Genomic DNA, 17,364 nt, shown 5'->3' on the forward strand with positions numbered 1-17,364 from the left:
ATGAGCTTGAGCCTGAATGCCCGGACGCGACTGCTGGTCGTCGCGCCGCACCCGGATGACGAATCGATCGCGACCGGAGAGCTGATCCTGCAGGTGCGCCAGGCCGGCGGTGAGGTGCGGATCCTCCTGCTTACCAATGGCGACAACAATCCCTGGCCTCAACGCTGGGTCGAACGCCGGCTGCGCATCGGCGCTGACGAGCGCCGCCGCTGGGGCGAGCGCCGCCGTGCCGAGGTCACCCAGGCCCTGGCTCAGTTGGGTGTGACTGGCGAGGCGTTGCAGCCCTTGGGTTGGCCGGACATGGGCATCACCAGCCGGCTTTGCGATCAGCCCGATGCCAGCGTCGAGATGGTGAGCCAGCAACTGGAGGCGTTTGGTCCCAACCTGGTCGCCTTGCCCGCGCTGGGCGATCACCACCCCGACCACGGCGCCGCCCATGTCCTGACCCGCCTGGCCGTGGCCCGCTCCAACGGTGAGACGCCGCGCATGCTGGCCTACCTCGTGCACGGGCAGGAAATCACCGGCAAGGGCCGGGTGAAGCTGGATTCTTCGGTCGGTATCCATGCCACCAAGATGGCTGCGCTGGCCTGTCATCGAAGCCAGATGGCCTTGAGCGGCAAGCGGATGCGCCGTCTTGCGGACCGTGGCGAGCGGTACCAATCGGTGCGGGGGACGCCGGTTCCCGCCGAATCGGCCGTGCTGCCGTGGCAGCCATCTCCCTTGCTCCAGCGCTGGTTGCACCTGACCCTGATCGACGAGCGGGGCGTTCGCCAGTGGCCGTGGCGCCAGGCGCCGTTGACCATGGACGGGCAGGGCCGTTACGTCTTGCACGGCCTGGACCCGGCCGCCGCGGGGCCGCGCTTCCTCAAGCTGCACATGAATCTGCCGTCGCCCTGGATCTTCGACCGCTGGGGCTGGTGCGAGCTCTGAGAGCCCGTTCAAAGTCTTGACCGTGCGTCCTTTTCCTCGCCGTCATTCCGGCCTGCGCCGGAATGGCGGCGAGGGGATGGGTGGCGCTTGGCAAGACTTAAGACCCGGGCACCGCGCCCCGTCACATTCCGTCGACATCTCGCTTGTCGCAATGGTGGGTCGCTCGCTACGATGCGGCGAGGGGCGCCGCATCAGCGGTGTACAGGAGCAGTCATGAATCCGGCCATTGCCGCCCGCCAGGGCATCATTTCGTTGAAGATCAAGGACACGGCGTCGCTCTACAACGCCTATATGCCTTATCTGAAGCACGGCGGCCTGTTCGCACCCACCGCCCAGAAGTACGCGCTGGGCGACGAGGTGGTGCTGCTGATCAACCTCACCGATGAGGGCGAGCGCCTGTCGGTGGCCGGCAAGGTGGTCTGGGTGACCCCGGTCGGCGCGCAGGGCAACCGTACGGCCGGCATCGGCGTGCAGTTCAACGAATCGTCCGATGGCGAAGTGGCGCGTACCAGGATCGAGAACATCCTGGCCGGACTGACCGGATCCGAGCGTCCCACGCACACGATGTAAGACCTTGGTCGCAATGGCTTGCGACCGCTGGAAGAAACCCCTGCAAATCTCCTTCCAAATAGCCGTCAAGGCTTGTTGTTGTTAAGCGCACTGATACAATGTCGCGATCCCTCGATTCAGATCGAGGGAAGTCGGACGCTCGCTGCCCCCAATGCACGTGATCGTGGCGCCTAGCCCTTGGCCCTCGCGGGTCATGCCGAACCCAAGTTCCGCGGACCGTTTCCCCGACGGTCACTGATGCGCCAATGAAGGCGCGGAGGTACGTTTCATCGTGCTTGCCCAATACTGGCCCATTCTGCTTTTCATCGGCGTTGCCGCCGGCTTAGGCGTGGTGCTTCTGGTCATCGGCCTGCTGGCCGGCCCGCGCCGCCCCGAGTCCGAGAAGCTCTCGCCGTACGAGTGCGGCTTCGAAGCCTTTGAAGATGCGCGCATGCGTTTTGACGTGCGCTATTACCTGCTGGCGATCCTGTTCATCATCTTCGACCTGGAAATTGCGTTTCTGTTTCCGTGGGCCGTGGTGTTCACCAAGATCGGCCTGATTGCCCTGGTCGAGATGGCGCTGTTCCTGCTGCTGCTGGTCATCGGCTTTGCTTACGTGTGGAAGAAGGGAGCACTGGAATGGGAGTGATCTCGTCGCTTGACCGGGTGATGCACAACCCGCAGCCGTTGAACCTGGTGGACGACATCCTGCGTCCGGCCGAAGACAACCCCGTCATGCAGCGTGGCTTTGCCACGACCAGCGTCGACGCCCTGATGAACTGGGCGCGCACTGGTTCGATGTGGCCGATGACCTTTGGTCTGGCCTGCTGCGCCGTGGAAATGATGCATGCCGGCGCCGCGCGCCTGGACCTGGACCGCTACGGCGTGGTGTTCCGCCCCAGTCCGCGCCAGTCCGACGTGATGATCGTGGCCGGTACGCTGGTCAACAAGATGGCTCCGGCGTTGCGCAAGGTCTATGACCAGATGCCCGACCCCAAGTGGGTCATCTCGATGGGTAGCTGCGCCAACGGTGGCGGCTACTACCACTACTCGTATTCCGTGGTGCGTGGCTGCGACCGCATCGTGCCGGTGGACATCTACGTGCCGGGCTGCCCGCCGACGGCCGAAGCGCTGATCCACGGCATCCTGCAGTTGCAGAAGAAGATCCGCCGCACCAACACCATCGCGCGTTCCTGACAAAGGCGCAGCAGAGCATGACTGATACCTCTTTCAACTCGCTGGCCGAGCGTCTGTCCGCGCGATTCGGCGAGATGCTGACGATCAGCGTCGTCCGCAACGAAGTCACCGCTGAAGTGGCCGCCGCCGACCTGCTCGCGGTGGCTACGGCGCTGCGTGACGAAGCAGCGTTCCGCTTCGGCGTGCCGATCGACGTCTGCGGCATCGATTACCTCGGCTACGGCCAGACCGAGTGGGATACCGAAACCGTGTCCGGTACGGGTTTCTCGCGCGGTGTGGAAGGCGAGGCGATGGGCCGCTTCAAGTGGGCTGATCGCCCGCACGCCGACTCCTCGCCGCGCCGCTTCGCCTCCATCGTTCACCTGCTCTCGTTGGAGAACAACCAGCGCCTGCGCCTGCGCGTGTTCTGCGACGACGACTCGCTGCCGATCGTGCCCTCGCTGACCGGCATCTGGCCGGGCGTGAACTGGTTTGAGCGCGAGTCGTTCGACCTGTACGGCATCATTTACGACGGTCACCCCGATCTGCGCCGCATCCTCACCGACTACGGCTTCGTGGGTCATCCGTTCCGCAAGGACTTCCCGCTGATCGGCAATGTCGAGGTGCGTTACGACCCCGAGCAGAAGCGCGTGGTGTACGAACCCGTGTCGATCGAGCCGCGCGTGCTGGTGCCGCGCGTCATCCGTGACGACGCCGACCTGCAGCAGGCCAAGGCTGAAGCGGCCGATAACTGGCGGAATAACTGATCATGCAAGAGATCCGCAACTACACCATGAACTTCGGCCCGCAGCACCCCGCTGCGCACGGCGTGCTGCGCCTGGTGCTGGAGATGGACGGCGAAACCGTGGTCCGCGCCGATCCGCATATCGGTCTGCTCCATCGCGGCACCGAGAAGCTGGCCGAGTCCAAGCCGTTCAATCAGTCGATCGGCTACATGGATCGCCTCGACTACGTGTCGATGATGTGCAACGAGCACGCCTACGTGCGCTCCATCGAAACCCTGATGGGTATCGAAGTGCCGGAGCGTGCGCAGTACATCCGCACCATGTTCGACGAAATCACCCGCATCCTGAATCACCTGATGTGGATCGGTTCCAATGCGCTCGATCTGGGCGCGATGGCGGTGTTCCTGTACGCGTTCCGTGAGCGCGAGGAACTGATGGACGTCTACGAGGCGGTGTCGGGCGCGCGCATGCACGCGACCTACTACCGTCCGGGCGGCGTCTACCGCGACCTGCCGAACCACATGTCGCAGTACCGCGAGTCGCCCTGGCACAAGGGCAAGGACCTCAAGCGCCTGAACTCCTGGCGCGAAGGTTCGATGCTCGACTATCTGGAAGCGTTCACCAGCGACTTCCCGACCAAGGTGGATGAGTACGAAGAACTGCTCACCAACAACCGTATCTGGAAGCAGCGCACGGTCGGCATCGGCGTGATCCCGCCGGAAAAGGCGCAAGCCTGGGGCATGACCGGCGTGATGCTGCGCGGTTCGGGCATCGAGTGGGATCTGCGCAAGAAGCAGCCGTACGCCAAGTACGCCGAGGTGGATTTCGACATCCCGGTGGGCGTGGGCGGCGACTGCTACGACCGTTACCTGGTGCGCGTGGAAGAAATGCGCCAGTCCAACCGCATCATCCAGCAGTGCGTGAAGTGGCTGAAGGCCAACCCGGGTCCTGTCATCGTGCAGAACTACAAGGTGGCGCCGCCGCATCGCGAAAGCATGAAGGAGGACATGGAAGCACTGATCCATCACTTCAAGCTGTTCACGGAAGGCTATGGCGTGCCTGCGGGCGAAACCTATGCCGCCGTGGAAGCACCCAAGGGTGAATTCGGTTGCTACCTGGTATCCGATGGTGCGAACAAGCCGTTCCGCGTGCATCTGCGCGCGCCGGGCTTCGCCCACCTGTCCTCGATGGACGTCACCGTGCGCGGCCACATGCTGGCCGACGTGGTGGCGATGATCGGTACTTATGACCTCGTGTTCGGCGAAGTCGATCGCTGAGCCCGGAGGAAATCACACATGAAAGCCACCGGAAATTACGCGCAGGTCAAGAACGTCGACCCGCTCGTCGTATTGAACGAACACACTCGTCATCACATTGAAGAGTGGGTTGCCCGCTTTCCTCCCGATCGCAAGCGTTCGGCGCTGATCCAGGCGCTGTTTGCCGCGCAGGAGCAGAACGAAGGCTTCCTCACCGACGAGCTGATCACCGCCGTTGCCAAGTACCTCGAACTGCCCGCCGTGTGGGCGTACGAGGTGGCCAGCTTCTACTCGATGCTCGAGACCAAGCCGGTCGGCCGCAACAACGTGGCCATCTGCACCAACGTCTCGTGCTGGCTCAATGGCGCCGATGATCTGGTGAAACATTGCGAGCAGAAGCTCGGCATCAAGCTGGGCGAAAGCACCGCCGATGGCCGCGTCTATCTGAAGCGCGAAGAAGAATGCATCGCCGCCTGCGCCAGCGCGCCGGCGATGACCGTCAATGGTCACTACCACGAGCGACTCTCGATCCAGAAGATCGATGAAATCCTCGATGGTTTGAAATAAGGGCAGGGCGCAATGGCTTACGGACCCGCACCCCAAGAACACCAGGTCGTCTACACCACGCTGCATTTCGACAAGCCGTGGGCGATGGACAGCTACACCCAGGTCGGTGGTTATGAAGCGTGGAAGAAGATCCTCGCCGAGAAGCCCGATCCGACCGCTCTGATCGACGAGATCAAGAAGAGCAATCTGCGCGGCCGTGGCGGCGCAGGCTTCCCGACCGGCCTGAAGTGGTCCTTCATGCCCAAGGGCAACATGCAGAAGTACATCCTCTGCAACTCCGACGAATCGGAGCCGGGCACCTGCAAGGACCGCGACATCCTGCGCTTCAACCCGCATGCGGTGATCGAAGGCATGGCGATCGCGTGCTATTGCACGGGCTCGACCGTGGCCTACAACTACCTGCGTGGTGAATTCCATCACGAGCCATTCGAGCATTTCGAAGAGGCACTGAAGGAAGCGTACGCCGCCGGTCTGCTGGGCAAGAACATCCAGGGCACCGGCCTTGATGTGGACATCTATGGCGCTCTGGGCGCCGGTGCCTACATCTGCGGCGAAGAAACCGCGCTGATGGAATCGCTGGAAGGCAAGAAGGGCCAGCCGCGCTTCAAGCCGCCGTTCCCGGCCAACTTCGGCCTGTACGGCAAGCCCAGCACGATCAACAACACCGAGACCTATGCTTCGGTGCCGGCGATCCTGCGCAAGGGCGCCGACTGGTTCCTGGCGCAGAGCAAGACCAAGAACGGCGGTCCGAAGATCTTCTCGGTCTCCGGTTGCGTGCAGAAGGGCGGCAACTTCGAAGTGCCGCTGGGCACGACGTTCGACGAGCTGCTGGAAATGGCTGGTGGCCTGCGTCCGGGCCGTACGCTCAAGGGTGCGATTCCCGGTGGCGTGTCGATGCCGGTGCTGCGCGCCGAGCAGTTGAAGGGCCTGCCGTTCGACTACGACACGCTGCGTGACCTGAAGACGGGCCTGGGCTCGGGCGCCATCGTGGTGCTCGATGACACCGTCTGCACGGTGCGCTTCACCCGCCGCATCTCGCAGTTCTTCCACAAGGAAAGCTGCGGCCAGTGCACGCCGTGCCGCGAAGGCACCGGCTGGATGCACCGCGTGCTCGATCGCATCGTGGAAGGCAACGGCACCATGGAAGACCTGCATCGCCTCAAGGCCATTGCCGGCCAGATCGAAGGCCACACCATCTGCGCATTCGGCGAAGCCGCGGCGTGGCCGGTGCAGGGCTTCCTGCGCCAGTTCTGGGATGAATTTGAGTACTACGTTGTCAACGGTCGCTCCATCGTCGACGACAAGCTTGGAGCCGCCGCATGAGTGCGCAGCCCGCTACGCCCAATCTGGACCTCATCAACATCGAGGTCGATGGCAAGCCCACGCAGATCCGCAAGGGCGCCATGATCATCGAGGCGGCTGATGCCATCGGCATCAACATTCCTCGTTTCTGCTATCACCGCAAACTGCCGATCGCCGCCAACTGCCGCATGTGCCTGGTGGAAGTGGAAATGGGCGGCAAGCCCATGCCCAAGCCGCAGCCGGCCTGCGCCACCCCGGTGGCCGAAGGCATGAAGGTCACCACGCGCTCCGACTCCGCCCTGAAGTTCCAGAAGGACGTGATGGAGTTCCTGCTGATCAACCACCCGCTGGATTGCCCGATCTGCGATCAGGGTGGCGAGTGCGAATTGCAGGACGTCGCGCTGGGTTATGGCCGCAGCGTGTCGCGTTACACCGAGCGCAAGCGCACCATCGCCGATGAAAACCTCGGGCCGCTGGTCGCCACCGAGATGACCCGCTGCATCCAGTGCACGCGCTGCGTGCGCTTCACCAGCGAGATCGCCGGTACGTACGAGCTCGGCGGCATGAGCCGCGGCGACAACCTGCAGATCGGCACCTACATCGGCAAGACCATCGAGACGGAACTGTCGGGCAACATCATCGACGTCTGCCCGGTGGGCGCGCTCACCAACAAGCCGTTCCAGTTCCAGGCACGCGCCTGGGAACTGATCGCCAAGCCGTCCGTCGCCTATCACGATGCGCTGGGCTCCAACCTGTGGCTGCACACGCGCCGCGGTGAGGTGCTGCGCACGGTGCCGCGCGACAACGAATCGATCAACGAGTGCTGGCTGTCCGACCGCGACCGCTACAGCCATCAGGGCCTGTACGCCGCCGATCGCGTCGGCGCGCCGCAGGTCAAGCGCAACGGCCAGTGGGTCACCACCACCTGGGACGATGCACTGAGCGCCGCCGTGGAATCGCTGAAGGCGGTGCCGGGCAGCGAGCTGGGCGTGCTGGTGCATCCTGCCACCACCAACGAAGAAGGCGACCTGCTGGTGCGCCTGGCCCGTGGCCTGGGCAGTGCGCATATCGATCACCGCGTGCGTCAGCTGGACTTCGCCGACAACGCGATTGCCACGGCATTCGCCAAGCCGGTCGCCGAGCTGGACAAAGTCAAGGCGGCGCTGCTGGTCGGTTCGGATCTGCGTTACGAGATGCCGCTGCTCAATCACCGCATCCATCAGGCGGTGAAGAAGGGCGCCAAGGTTTACGCCGTCAATCCGGCGAGCTTCAACTTCAACTACAAGCTGGCCGGCGAAGCCATCGTGGCGCCGCAGGCGCTGGTCGAAGCGCTGCTGTCGCTGGCCAAGGGTGTGGTTGAAGCGGGCGCCACCGCGCCGGCCGCACTGGCCGATGCGATCAACGCTGCTTCGTGCGATGCGGGCGACAAGGACGCGATTGCCGATCTCAAGAGCGGCAGCGCAGTCGTCATCCTCGGCGAAGCCGCCGTCACCCATCCGCAGGCCTCGTGGCTGCGTGCGGTGGCGCAGTTCATCGCGCAGGCGACGGGTGCCGGTTACAACGAACTGCCGGTCGGTGCGAACGCTGTGGGCCTGGGTCGCGTCGGCGTGCTGCCGGGCAATGGCGGCCTCGATGCTCAGGCCATGCTGGCCCAGCCGCGCAAGGCTTACGTGCTGTACGGCGTCGAGCCGCAGGACGTGGCCGATGGCGCTGCCTTGCTGAAGGCGCTCAAGGGCGCGCAGAAGGTGGTGGCGTTCACTGCCTATGCCAGCGACGCGCTGCGTGAAGTGGCCGAAGTGATCCTGCCGATCGGCCTGCTGCCGGAAATCGACGGCACCCTGGTCAATGTCGATGGTCTGGCCCAGTGCGTGGCCGCCGGTGCGAAGGCGCCGGGCGATGCGCGTCCGGGCTGGAAGGTGCTGCGTGCACTGGGCGGCGTGATGAAACTCGCCGGTTTCGAGTTCGACGACCTGGCCGGCCTGCGTGAAGGCATCAGCGAGCGTGCGCATCAGCCGCGTGCCGAGTTGTCTTCGCGTCCGGCGGCGGGTGGCCTGAGCCGCCTTGCCACCTGGCCGATCTACCGGTCCGATGCCGTGCTTCGTCGTGCGACCGCACTCAGCAAGCACCCGCTCAACCGTGCGCCGGCCGTCCGCATCAATGCGGACGAAGCCAAACGCCAGGGTCTGGGCGAGGGTGATGCGGTGCGCGTGGCCGATGCGGTGCTGCCGCTGGCGATCGATGCGACCGTGCCCGATGGCGCGGCCTGGATCGAAGCCGCACACGACGACACTGTCTCGCTGCCGCCTTACGGCGCAGCCCTCACCCTGAGCAAGGCGTAAGCACATGGGCGAACAGATTTTCAACCAGGTGGTCATGCCGGTCATCTACATCCTGTGCATCGTCCTGCCGTTGGTTATCACGGTGGCGTTGTACGTGTGGTGGGAGCGCAAGGTGCTCGGCTGGATGCACGTGCGCATGGGGCCCAACAAGGTCGGCCCGTTCGGCCTGCTGCAGGCCTTCGCGGACGTGACCAAGCTGCTGATCAAGGAAGTGATTCTTCCGACCAGCGCGAACAAGGCCCTGTATTACATGGCGCCGTTGCTCGCCCTGATCCCGGCGCTGGCGGCATGGGCGGTGATCCCCTTCAACGACAAGCTGGTGCTGGCCAACGTCAACGCCGGTCTGTTGTACCTGCTGGCGATGACCTCGCTGGGCGTGTACGGCATCATCCTGGCCGGCTGGGCGTCCAACTCGCGCTACGCGCTGCTGGGTGCGATGCGTTCGGCCGCTCAGGTGATCTCATACGAACTGGCGATGGGCCTGTGCCTGGTCTGCGTGCTGGTGCTGGCCGGTTCCTTGAACCTCACCGACATCGTGCATGCGCAGGCCGGCAGCAAGGGCATCCTCGACTGGTTCATGTGGCCGCTGCTGCCGGTATTCATCATCTACTTCATCTCGGGCGTGGCCGAAACCAACCGCGCGCCGTTCGACGTGGCGGAAGGCGAATCGGAAATCGTCGCGGGCTTCCACGTGGAGTATTCGGGTTCGGCCTTCGCGCTGTTCTTCCTGGCCGAATACGCCAACATGATCCTGATCAGCTTCCTGGCGCCGATCCTGTTCATGGGCGGCTGGCTGTCGCCGTTGCCCGCTTCGTGGGGCATCGTGGGGCAGGCGAGCGTGCTGTGGCTGTTCGTCAAGGTGTTCGTTTTTGCCTTCATGTTCCTGTGGTTCCGCGCCAGCTTCCCGCGTTACCGCTATGACCAGATCATGCGTCTGGGCTGGAAGGTATTCATTCCCATCACCATCGTCTGGGTCCTCGTCGCCGGCTGCATGAAGTTTTTCGGCTGGGTCACCGTCGGCACGGGAGGCTGAAGAAACATGTCCCGCGTAACTCACTATTTCAAAAGCCTGCTGCTCATCGAGCTGTTCAAGGGCTTGGGTCTGACCATGCGTTACATGTTCAGCCCCAAGTACACCATGCGCTATCCGATGGAGCACATCCCCAAGTCCAACCGCTTCCGCGGCCTGCATGCCCTGCGCCGCTACGCCAACGGCGAAGAGCGTTGCATCGCGTGCAAGCTGTGCGAGGCGGTGTGCCCGGCGCTCGCCATCACCATCGACTCCGCCCCGCGCGAGAGCGACGGCCAGCGCCGCACCACGCGCTACGACATCGACCTGTTCAAGTGCATCTTCTGCGGTTTCTGCGAAGAGAGCTGCCCGGTCGATTCGATCGTCGAAACGCATATCCATGAGTACCACTTCGAGCAGCGTGGCGAGAACGTGGTGACCAAGCCGCAGCTGCTCGCCATCGGCGATCGCTTCGAGCAGGACATCGCGGCTGCCCGCGCTCAAGACGCCGCGTATCGCTGAGGACGGGACATCATGATCGATCCGAATATGTTCCAACTCGTGTGTTTCTACGCCTTCGCGGCCGTCACCGTGGTGGCGGCGCTGGGCGTGATCACGCTGCGAAACACGGTGCATGCCGTGCTGTCGCTCGTGCTCACCTTCTTCAGCACCGCCTGCATCTGGCTGCTGGCCGAAGCGGAATTCCTCGCCATCGCCCTGATCGTGGTTTACGTGGGCGCGGTGATGGTGCTGTTCCTGTTCGTGGTGATGATGCTGGACATCAAGCAGGAGCACGTGCGCGAGGGCTTCATCAAGTACCTGCCGGTCGGCATCATCGTGGCCCTGGTCATGCTGGGCGAAATGCTGGCGCTGATCGGCGTGCGTGCGATGCACCAGGCCGTGATGGGCGCCGATCCGGCCACCGTGGCTGGCATGTCCAACACCGCCTGGCTGGGCACTGCGCTTTACACGCAGTTCCTGCTGCCGTTCGAAGTGGCCGCACTGATCCTCACCGTGGGTGTGGTGGCCGCCGTGGTACTGACCCTGCGCCAGCGCACCGGCGTGCGTCACCAGCAGGCCTCGCAGCAGGTCCGCGTCAACCCGCGTGACCGCGTTCGCGTGGTGAAGATGGCCGCGGAAGTTCCCGTCGCGCCCCAGCCGGCACCGGGCAAGGAGACCACCCCATGATCACGCTTTCGCACTTCATCGTGCTCGGCGCCGTGCTGTTCTGCATCGCGCTGGCCAGTCTCTTCATCAACCGCAAGAACGTCATCGTGCTGCTGATGTCGATCGAGCTGATGCTGCTGGCGGTGAACATCAACTTCGTCGCGTTCTCCCGTTTCCTGGGCGACGTGGCAGGGCAGGTGTTCGTGTTCTTCATCCTCACCGTGGCTGCGGCGGAAACCGCCATCGGCCTGGCGATCCTGGTCCTGCTGTTCCGCAACCGCAGCACCATCAATGTCGCCGAAATCGACAGCATGAAGGGCTGACCCGATGGAATTGTCTACCTCCATTCTGCTGACCATCGCCCTGGCACCGCTCGTCGGCTGCCTGCTGGCGGGCTTCTTTGGTCGCTTCATCGGTCGCGCCGGTTCGCACAGCGTGACCATCCTGGGCGTGGCCATTGCCTGCGGCCTGTCGTTCTACGTGCTGTACCAGCTCACCTCGGGCGGCGCGCCGATCTATAACCAGAACATCTACACCTGGTTCGAGATCGGTAACTACAGCGCCCACGTCGGCTTCATGATCGATCGCCTGACCGCCATGATGATGGTGGTGGTGACCTTCGTGTCGCTGCTGGTGCACATCTACACCATCGGCTACATGGCCGACGATCCGGGCTACCAGCGCTTCTTCAGCTACATCTCGCTGTTCACCTTCTCGATGTTGATGCTCGTGATGAGCAACAACTTCATGCAGCTGTTCTTTGGCTGGGAAGCAGTGGGCCTGGTGTCGTACCTGCTGATCGGCTTCTGGTACAAGCGCCCGACGGCGATCTTCGCCAACCTCAAGGCGTTCCTGGTCAACCGCGTGGGTGACTTCGGCTTCCTGCTGGGCATCGCCGGCGTGCTTTATTTCCTCGGCACGCTGGACTACACCACGGCATTTGCCGCGGCGCCGAGCCTGGTGGGCAAGACCCTGCAGATCACCCAGAACACGCATTGGGATGCCGCGACCGTCATCTGCATCTGCCTGTTCATCGGCGCGATGGGCAAGTCCGCCCAGGTGCCGCTGCATGTGTGGCTGCCCGATTCGATGGAAGGTCCCACCCCGATCTCGGCGCTGATCCACGCCGCGACCATGGTGACCGCCGGCATCTTCATGGTGGCGCGCATGTCGCCCATCTTCGAACTGTCGGAGACCGCCCTCAGCTTCGTGATGATCATCGGCGCCACCGGCGCGCTGTTCACCGGCCTGATCGGCATCGTGCAGAACGACATCAAGCGCGTCGTCGCGTACTCCACGCTGTCGCAGCTGGGCTACATGACGGTGGCGCTGGGCGTGTCGGCCTATGCCGGCGCCGTGTTCCACCTGATGACGCATGCCTTCTTCAAGGCGCTGCTGTTCCTCGGTGCTGGCTCGGTGATCATCGCCATGCACCATGAGCAGGACATGCGCTACATGGGCGGCCTGCGCAAGTACATGCCGATCACCTGGATCACCATGTGGATCGGTTCGCTGGCGCTGTGCGGCGTGCCGTTCTTCGCGGGCTTCTATTCCAAGGACGCGATCATCGAAGCCGTGGGCGAGTCGCATCGCTGGGGCGCCACCTACGCGTACTTCTGCGTGATGGCCGGCGCCTTCGTGACCGCGCTGTACACCTTCCGCCAGATGTACCTGACCTTCCACGGCAAGGAGCGCTTCGTGGTGGTGCACGATCATGGCCACGGTCATGATCACGCTCACGGCCACGACGACCATGCCGCGCACGACGAGCACCATCATGTCTCGCACAAGGATGACCACGGTCACCATGAGCAGGGCATCATGCACGAGACACCGAAGGAGTCGCCGTGGGTGGTGACGCTGCCGCTGATCCTGCTGGCGATCCCGTCGATCATCGTGGGCTTCATCGCCATCCAGCCGATGCTGTACGGCGAGTGGTTCGGTTCGGCCATCCACGTCAACGAAGCGAACAACGTCCTGGGCGAGCTGGCCAAGGAGTTCCACGGTTCGCTGGGCATGGCGCTGCACGGCTTCACCCAGCTGCCGTTCCTGCTGGTGCTGACCGCGTTTGCGATCCAGACCTACATCTACCTGTTCAACCCGTCCGTGGCCGATCGCATCAAGAACGCGCTCAAGCCGATCTACAACCTGCTCAACCACAAGTACTGGTTTGACGCGGTGTATTTCATCGTCTTTGCGCGCGGCGGCATGGCGCTGGGTCGTGCCCTGTGGAAGGGCGGCGATGCGGCGGTTATCGACGGCGTGCTGGTCAATGGTTCGGCGGGTCTGGTCGACCGTATTGCAGGTGGTATGCGTCGCCTGCAGTCCGGCTATCTCTATCACTACGCCTTCGCGATGATTCTCGGCCTTATCCTGCTGCTTGGCGGGTATTGGCTGGTCGGGCAATAAGGGAACCTGCTCCATGTTCAATCATTTGCTCAGCCTGCTGATCTGGCTCCCCGTAGTGGGCGCCATCCCGGTGTTGCTCGCCGGCTCCGGTCGACCCAACGCTGCGCGTTGGATCGCCCTGGCGGTCGCCGTCCTCACCTTCGTGCTCAGCCTCTACATGCTGCCGCTGTACAACGCGGCAGACGCCACCAAGCAGCTCGCCGAAAGCCACGTATGGATCGCCTCGCTGGGCGTCCACTACAACCTGGCGGTCGACGGCATTTCGGTGGCCCTGATCCTGCTGACCAGCTTTGTCGGCATCCTGGTGATCGTGGGCGCGTGGGAGGTCATCCAGACCAATCCGCACCAGTACATGGCCGCCATGCTGGTGCTCGAAGGCCTGATGATCGGCGTGTTCTGCGCCACCGACGCGTTGCTGTTCTACGTGTTCTTCGAGGCCATGCTGATCCCGATGTTCATCCTCATCGGTGTCTGGGGTGGTCCGCGTCGCGTGTACGCCACGCTGAAGTTCTTCATCTACACGTTCTTCGGCTCCATCTTCATGCTGGTGGGCCTGATCTACCTGTACCTGAAGGCCGGCTCGTTCGACCTCGCCACGCTGGCGGCGCTGCCGCTGAGCATGAAGGAGCAGACCTGGCTGTTCTTCGCCTTCCTCATCGCCTTCGCGGTGAAGGTGCCGATGGTGCCGGTGCATACGTGGTTGCCGGATGCCCACGTGGAAGCGCCGACCGGTGGTTCGGTGGTGCTGGCCGCGGTGATGCTGAAGATCGGTGGCTACGGTTTCCTGCGCTTCTCGCTGCCGATCACGCCGGACGCCGCCGATGCGTACGCCTGGGTGGTGATCGGACTGAGCCTGGTCGCGGTGGTCTACATCGGCTATATCGCGCTGGTGCAGGAGGACATGAAGAAGCTGGTGGCGTATTCGTCCGTGGCACACATGGGCTTCGTGACGCTGGGCATCTTCATCGCCTTCATGCTGGTGCGCGGCAGCAACAATCTCGATGCCGCCAAGCTCGGCATGCAGGGTGCGATGGTGCAGATGATTTCGCACGGCTTCGTCTCGGGCGCGATGTTCTCGTGCATCGGCGTGCTGTACGACCGCATGCATACGCGCCAGATCAAGGATTACGGCGGCGTCATCAACGTGATGCCGTGGTTCGGCTTCTTCTACGTGGTGTTCGCCATGGCCAACAGCGGCCTGCCGGGTACCAGCGGTTTCGTGGGCGAATTCCAGGTGATCCTGGCCAGCTTCCAGGCCAATCCGTTGATCGCGTTCTTTGCCGCGTTCACCCTGATCATCGGTGCCGCGTACACGCTGTACATGGTCAAGCGCGTGCTGTGGGGTGACATCACCAACCCGCATGTGGCGGAAATGAAGGACCTCAACGGACGCGAATGGTTTGTGCTCGGCGCGTTCGCCGCAGCCGTGTTCGCCCTGGGCATCTGGCCGCAGCCGCTGATCCATCTGATGGATTCGTCGGTCACGCAGCTGGTGACCCAGCTTGGCAATCACAAGATCTAAGCAGGACTGATCATGCCGAATTTCAATGACATACTGATCCTGTTGCCGGAGTTCTATCTGGTGGCGGCAGCGTGCTTGCTGCTGTTGCTGGATGCCTTCATGAAGCCCGAGCAGCGCCCGGTGCTGCACTGGCTGTCGATCGCCGTCCTGCTGGTGGCCATCTACCTGGTCGTTGCCGGCCAGCCCAGCCAGACGGTCACCGCGTTCAACGGGATGTTCATCCGCGACGGTGTCTCGGAGATCCTCAAGGTCTTCTCCTTGCTCACCACGGTGCTGGTGTTTGTCTACGCGAAGCCCTATCTGCAGGACCGCAAGCTGTTCGTGGGCGAGTTCTACACGCTGACCATCTTCGCGGTGATCGGCATCATGCTGCTGGTGTCCGCCGGCAACCTGATCATGGTGTACCTGGGTCTGGAACTGCTGACGCTGTCCTCGTACGCGCTGGTCGCCCTCAACCGTGATTCGCGCCTGTCGTCCGAAGCGGCCATCAAGTACTTCGTGCTGGGTGCGCTGGCCTCGGGCATGCTGCTGTACGGCATGTCGATGGTCTACGGCGCCACCGGCACGCTCGACCTCGCGCGCCTGCACATGGCCGCCGGTCAGACGGGCATGCCGCATCTGCTGGTGTTCGGCCTGATCTTCATGATCGTGGGCATCGGCTTCAAGCTCGGCGCCGCGCCGTTCCATATGTGGATCCCGGACGTGTACCAGGGTTCGCCGACGGCAGTGACGGTCTTCATTGGTTCCGCGCAGAAGCTGGCTGCGTTCGGCATGGCCTACCGCTTGCTGGCCTCGGGCCTGGGCGACCTGTCCCAGCACTGGCAGCTCATGCTGGCGTGCCTGGCCGTGCTGTCGCTGGCGATCGGCAACATCGTCGCCATCGTGCAGACCAACCTCAAGCGCTTGCTGGCCTATTCGACCATCTCGCACATGGGTTATCTGCTGGTCGGCCTGGTCAATGCCGGTCCGGAAGGCTATGCCGCGTCGCTGTTCTATGCGATCAGCTACGCGATCACCAGCGCCGCAGCGTTCGGCATGATCCTGGCGCTGGCGCGCGCCGGTTTCGAGTGCGAAGAGATCGACGATCTCAAGGGCCTCAATCAGCGCTCGCCGTGGGCGGCGTTCCTGATGATGCTGGTGATGTTCTCGCTGGCCGGCGTGCCGCCGCTGTTCGGCTTCTTCGGCAAGCTGCTGGTGTTCCAGGCGGCCATCCACGCCGGGTACCTGTGGCTGGCCCTGGTCGGCGCCGTGTTCGCCATCATCGGCCTCTACTACTACCTGCGCGTGGTCAAGGTGATGTACTTCGACAAGCCGGTGGAGGGCACCGAAGTGCACCTGCAGAAGGATGTCTCGGTACGCCTGGTACTGTCGTTGAATGTGCTGGCGCTGCTGGTGCTTGGCATCGTCTGGGGTCCGCTGTTCGGCTGGTGCCAGAGCGTTTTCGTCGGTTGATGCTTGCTTGATTTTGGAGCGCCACGGCCGCATCTCCGTGACGCTTTCTTGTCGATGAAGTGAAATTAGTTAGCGAAAAGGCTTGCAAGAATTCGGCCATCTCGCTAATCTTTGCGGACTCTGATGCGGGGTGGAGCAGTCTGGCAGCTCGTCGGGCTCATAACCCGAAGGTCGTAGGTTCGAATCCTACCCCCGCTACCAGATCTTTCTTAGAACAAGAAAGCCTCCTCGTGAGGCTTTTTTGTTGGGCGCAAGGAAGCGTCGCACGTGCGTCACAAGCCGCTTAGATGCTGGCTGCGCCCAAGGTGCCCCGAAAGAGTCTGGATGGGTCGGGACATCGGCGAGACGCTCTTATTCAAGAGCATGGAATGGGCCGCTTGAGCCCATTTTTTGTTTCTGACGATCGGTAACGGTAGGGCAATCATGGATACGCAGGCACTGGCTCAACGCTTTACGGAAGTTCTGGCCGATCTGGGCCTGGAATGCATCGGCGTGGAGTTCAACCCGTCGCAGGGGCAGAGTACCCTGCGTGTCTTCCTCGATATTGAAGGCCGCGAGATCAACGTCGAAGATTGCGAGGCGGCCAGTCGCGAACTGTCGGCCTTGCTCGATGTGGAAGATCCGATCCCGGGTAACTACGTGTTGGAAGTGTCCTCGCCCGGCATCGATCGCCCGCTGTTCACCGCGGCGCAGTTCGCCAAGGTGGCGGGTGCGGAAGTGAAGATTTTGCTCAAGGCGCCCATGGAAGGACGTCGCCGCTTGCGCGGCAAGGTGATCTCGGTCGAAGGCGAGCGGATCTCGCTGGAAGCCGAAGGCAAGACCTTCGAGTTCGACCATGACGCGGTGGAAAGCGCGCGTGTGGTGCCCGACTGGGTGGCGCTCGGTTATGTGCCGCAGCCCAAGCCGGGTAAAGCCCCGGGCAAGAAGGCCGCGAAGTAAA

Annotated in this window: 17 protein-coding genes and 1 tRNA gene; all 18 read left to right on the forward strand. The window is 63.2% G+C overall.

The features are described 5' to 3' along the window. The 18 genes from AC1DMY_RS07585 to AC1DMY_RS07670 all read left to right on the forward strand — a co-directional run bounded on the left by AC1DMY_RS07585 (nucleotide 1) and on the right by AC1DMY_RS07670 (nucleotide 17,363). Entirely contained in the window at nucleotides 1-930 is a 930-nt protein-coding gene (locus AC1DMY_RS07585; RefSeq protein ID WP_477164368.1) for a PIG-L deacetylase family protein, read from the forward strand. A gap of 213 nt (nucleotides 931-1,143) precedes the next feature. Then, on the forward strand, nucleotides 1,144-1,500 hold the full coding sequence (locus AC1DMY_RS07590) for a PilZ domain-containing protein (protein WP_046970154.1): 357 nt from the start codon (nucleotides 1,144-1,146) through the stop codon (nucleotides 1,498-1,500). A gap of 271 nt (nucleotides 1,501-1,771) precedes the next feature. Then, nucleotides 1,772-2,128, forward strand: coding sequence for an NADH-quinone oxidoreductase subunit A (locus AC1DMY_RS07595; protein ID WP_121880989.1), 357 nt, complete (start codon nucleotides 1,772-1,774; stop codon nucleotides 2,126-2,128). Next, nucleotides 2,119-2,676 carry a NuoB/complex I 20 kDa subunit family protein gene (locus AC1DMY_RS07600; RefSeq protein WP_046970156.1) on the forward strand — a complete coding sequence of 186 codons (558 nt, stop codon included), beginning with the start codon at nucleotides 2,119-2,121 and terminating at the stop codon, nucleotides 2,674-2,676. Before AC1DMY_RS07595 ends, AC1DMY_RS07600 begins: the two co-directional genes overlap by 10 nt. A 17-nt stretch (nucleotides 2,677-2,693) precedes the next feature. Further along, complete coding sequence (locus AC1DMY_RS07605) at nucleotides 2,694-3,422, forward strand: NADH-quinone oxidoreductase subunit C (RefSeq protein WP_477164369.1); 729 nt, start codon at nucleotides 2,694-2,696, stop codon at nucleotides 3,420-3,422. A 2-nt stretch (nucleotides 3,423-3,424) separates the two neighbouring features. After that, complete coding sequence (locus AC1DMY_RS07610; RefSeq protein ID WP_441604064.1) at nucleotides 3,425-4,678, forward strand: NADH-quinone oxidoreductase subunit D; 1,254 nt, start codon at nucleotides 3,425-3,427, stop codon at nucleotides 4,676-4,678. An 18-nt stretch (nucleotides 4,679-4,696) separates the two neighbouring features. After that, nucleotides 4,697-5,224, forward strand: a complete 528-nt coding sequence (gene nuoE / locus AC1DMY_RS07615) for an NADH-quinone oxidoreductase subunit NuoE (RefSeq protein WP_477164370.1) — start codon at nucleotides 4,697-4,699, stop codon at nucleotides 5,222-5,224. A gap of 12 nt (nucleotides 5,225-5,236) precedes the next feature. Then, on the forward strand, nucleotides 5,237-6,547 hold the full coding sequence (nuoF, locus tag AC1DMY_RS07620; protein ID WP_477164371.1) for an NADH-quinone oxidoreductase subunit NuoF: 1,311 nt from the start codon (nucleotides 5,237-5,239) through the stop codon (nucleotides 6,545-6,547). Next, on the forward strand, nucleotides 6,544-8,865 hold the full coding sequence (nuoG, locus tag AC1DMY_RS07625) for an NADH-quinone oxidoreductase subunit NuoG (RefSeq protein WP_477164372.1): 2,322 nt from the start codon (nucleotides 6,544-6,546) through the stop codon (nucleotides 8,863-8,865). The genes nuoF and nuoG overlap by 4 nt, the downstream gene beginning before the upstream one ends. A 4-nt stretch (nucleotides 8,866-8,869) precedes the next feature. Next, entirely contained in the window at nucleotides 8,870-9,898 is a 1,029-nt protein-coding gene (gene nuoH / locus AC1DMY_RS07630) for an NADH-quinone oxidoreductase subunit NuoH (protein ID WP_477164373.1), read from the forward strand. Nucleotides 9,899-9,904: 6 nt separating this feature from the next. Further along, nucleotides 9,905-10,396: an NADH-quinone oxidoreductase subunit NuoI gene (gene nuoI, locus AC1DMY_RS07635; protein WP_046970163.1), complete on the forward strand. Its 492-nt coding sequence runs from the start codon at nucleotides 9,905-9,907 to the stop codon at nucleotides 10,394-10,396. 12 nt (nucleotides 10,397-10,408) lie between these two features. Then, nucleotides 10,409-11,062, forward strand: coding sequence for an NADH-quinone oxidoreductase subunit J (locus AC1DMY_RS07640; RefSeq protein WP_477164374.1), 654 nt, complete (start codon nucleotides 10,409-10,411; stop codon nucleotides 11,060-11,062). Beyond that, on the forward strand, nucleotides 11,059-11,364 hold the full coding sequence (nuoK, locus tag AC1DMY_RS07645) for an NADH-quinone oxidoreductase subunit NuoK (protein WP_046970165.1): 306 nt from the start codon (nucleotides 11,059-11,061) through the stop codon (nucleotides 11,362-11,364). The genes AC1DMY_RS07640 and nuoK overlap by 4 nt, the downstream gene beginning before the upstream one ends. Before the next feature lie 4 nt (nucleotides 11,365-11,368). Beyond that, complete coding sequence (nuoL, locus tag AC1DMY_RS07650; protein ID WP_477164375.1) at nucleotides 11,369-13,450, forward strand: NADH-quinone oxidoreductase subunit L; 2,082 nt, start codon at nucleotides 11,369-11,371, stop codon at nucleotides 13,448-13,450. A gap of 13 nt (nucleotides 13,451-13,463) precedes the next feature. Further along, nucleotides 13,464-14,972: an NADH-quinone oxidoreductase subunit M gene (locus AC1DMY_RS07655; RefSeq protein WP_477164376.1), complete on the forward strand. Its 1,509-nt coding sequence runs from the start codon at nucleotides 13,464-13,466 to the stop codon at nucleotides 14,970-14,972. 12 nt (nucleotides 14,973-14,984) lie between these two features. Beyond that, nucleotides 14,985-16,424, forward strand: coding sequence for an NADH-quinone oxidoreductase subunit NuoN (gene nuoN / locus AC1DMY_RS07660; protein WP_477164377.1), 1,440 nt, complete (start codon nucleotides 14,985-14,987; stop codon nucleotides 16,422-16,424). Between the two features lie 124 nt (nucleotides 16,425-16,548). Further along, a tRNA-Met gene (locus AC1DMY_RS07665) sits at nucleotides 16,549-16,625 on the forward strand. A 222-nt stretch (nucleotides 16,626-16,847) separates the two neighbouring features. Beyond that, a complete protein-coding gene (locus tag AC1DMY_RS07670) occupies nucleotides 16,848-17,363 on the forward strand; it encodes a ribosome maturation factor RimP (protein WP_477164378.1) in 516 nt (171 codons plus the stop codon). Nucleotide 17,364: the final 1 nt, after the last annotated feature.

It is taken from the genome of Dyella sp. 01L423 (assembly GCF_056399945.1).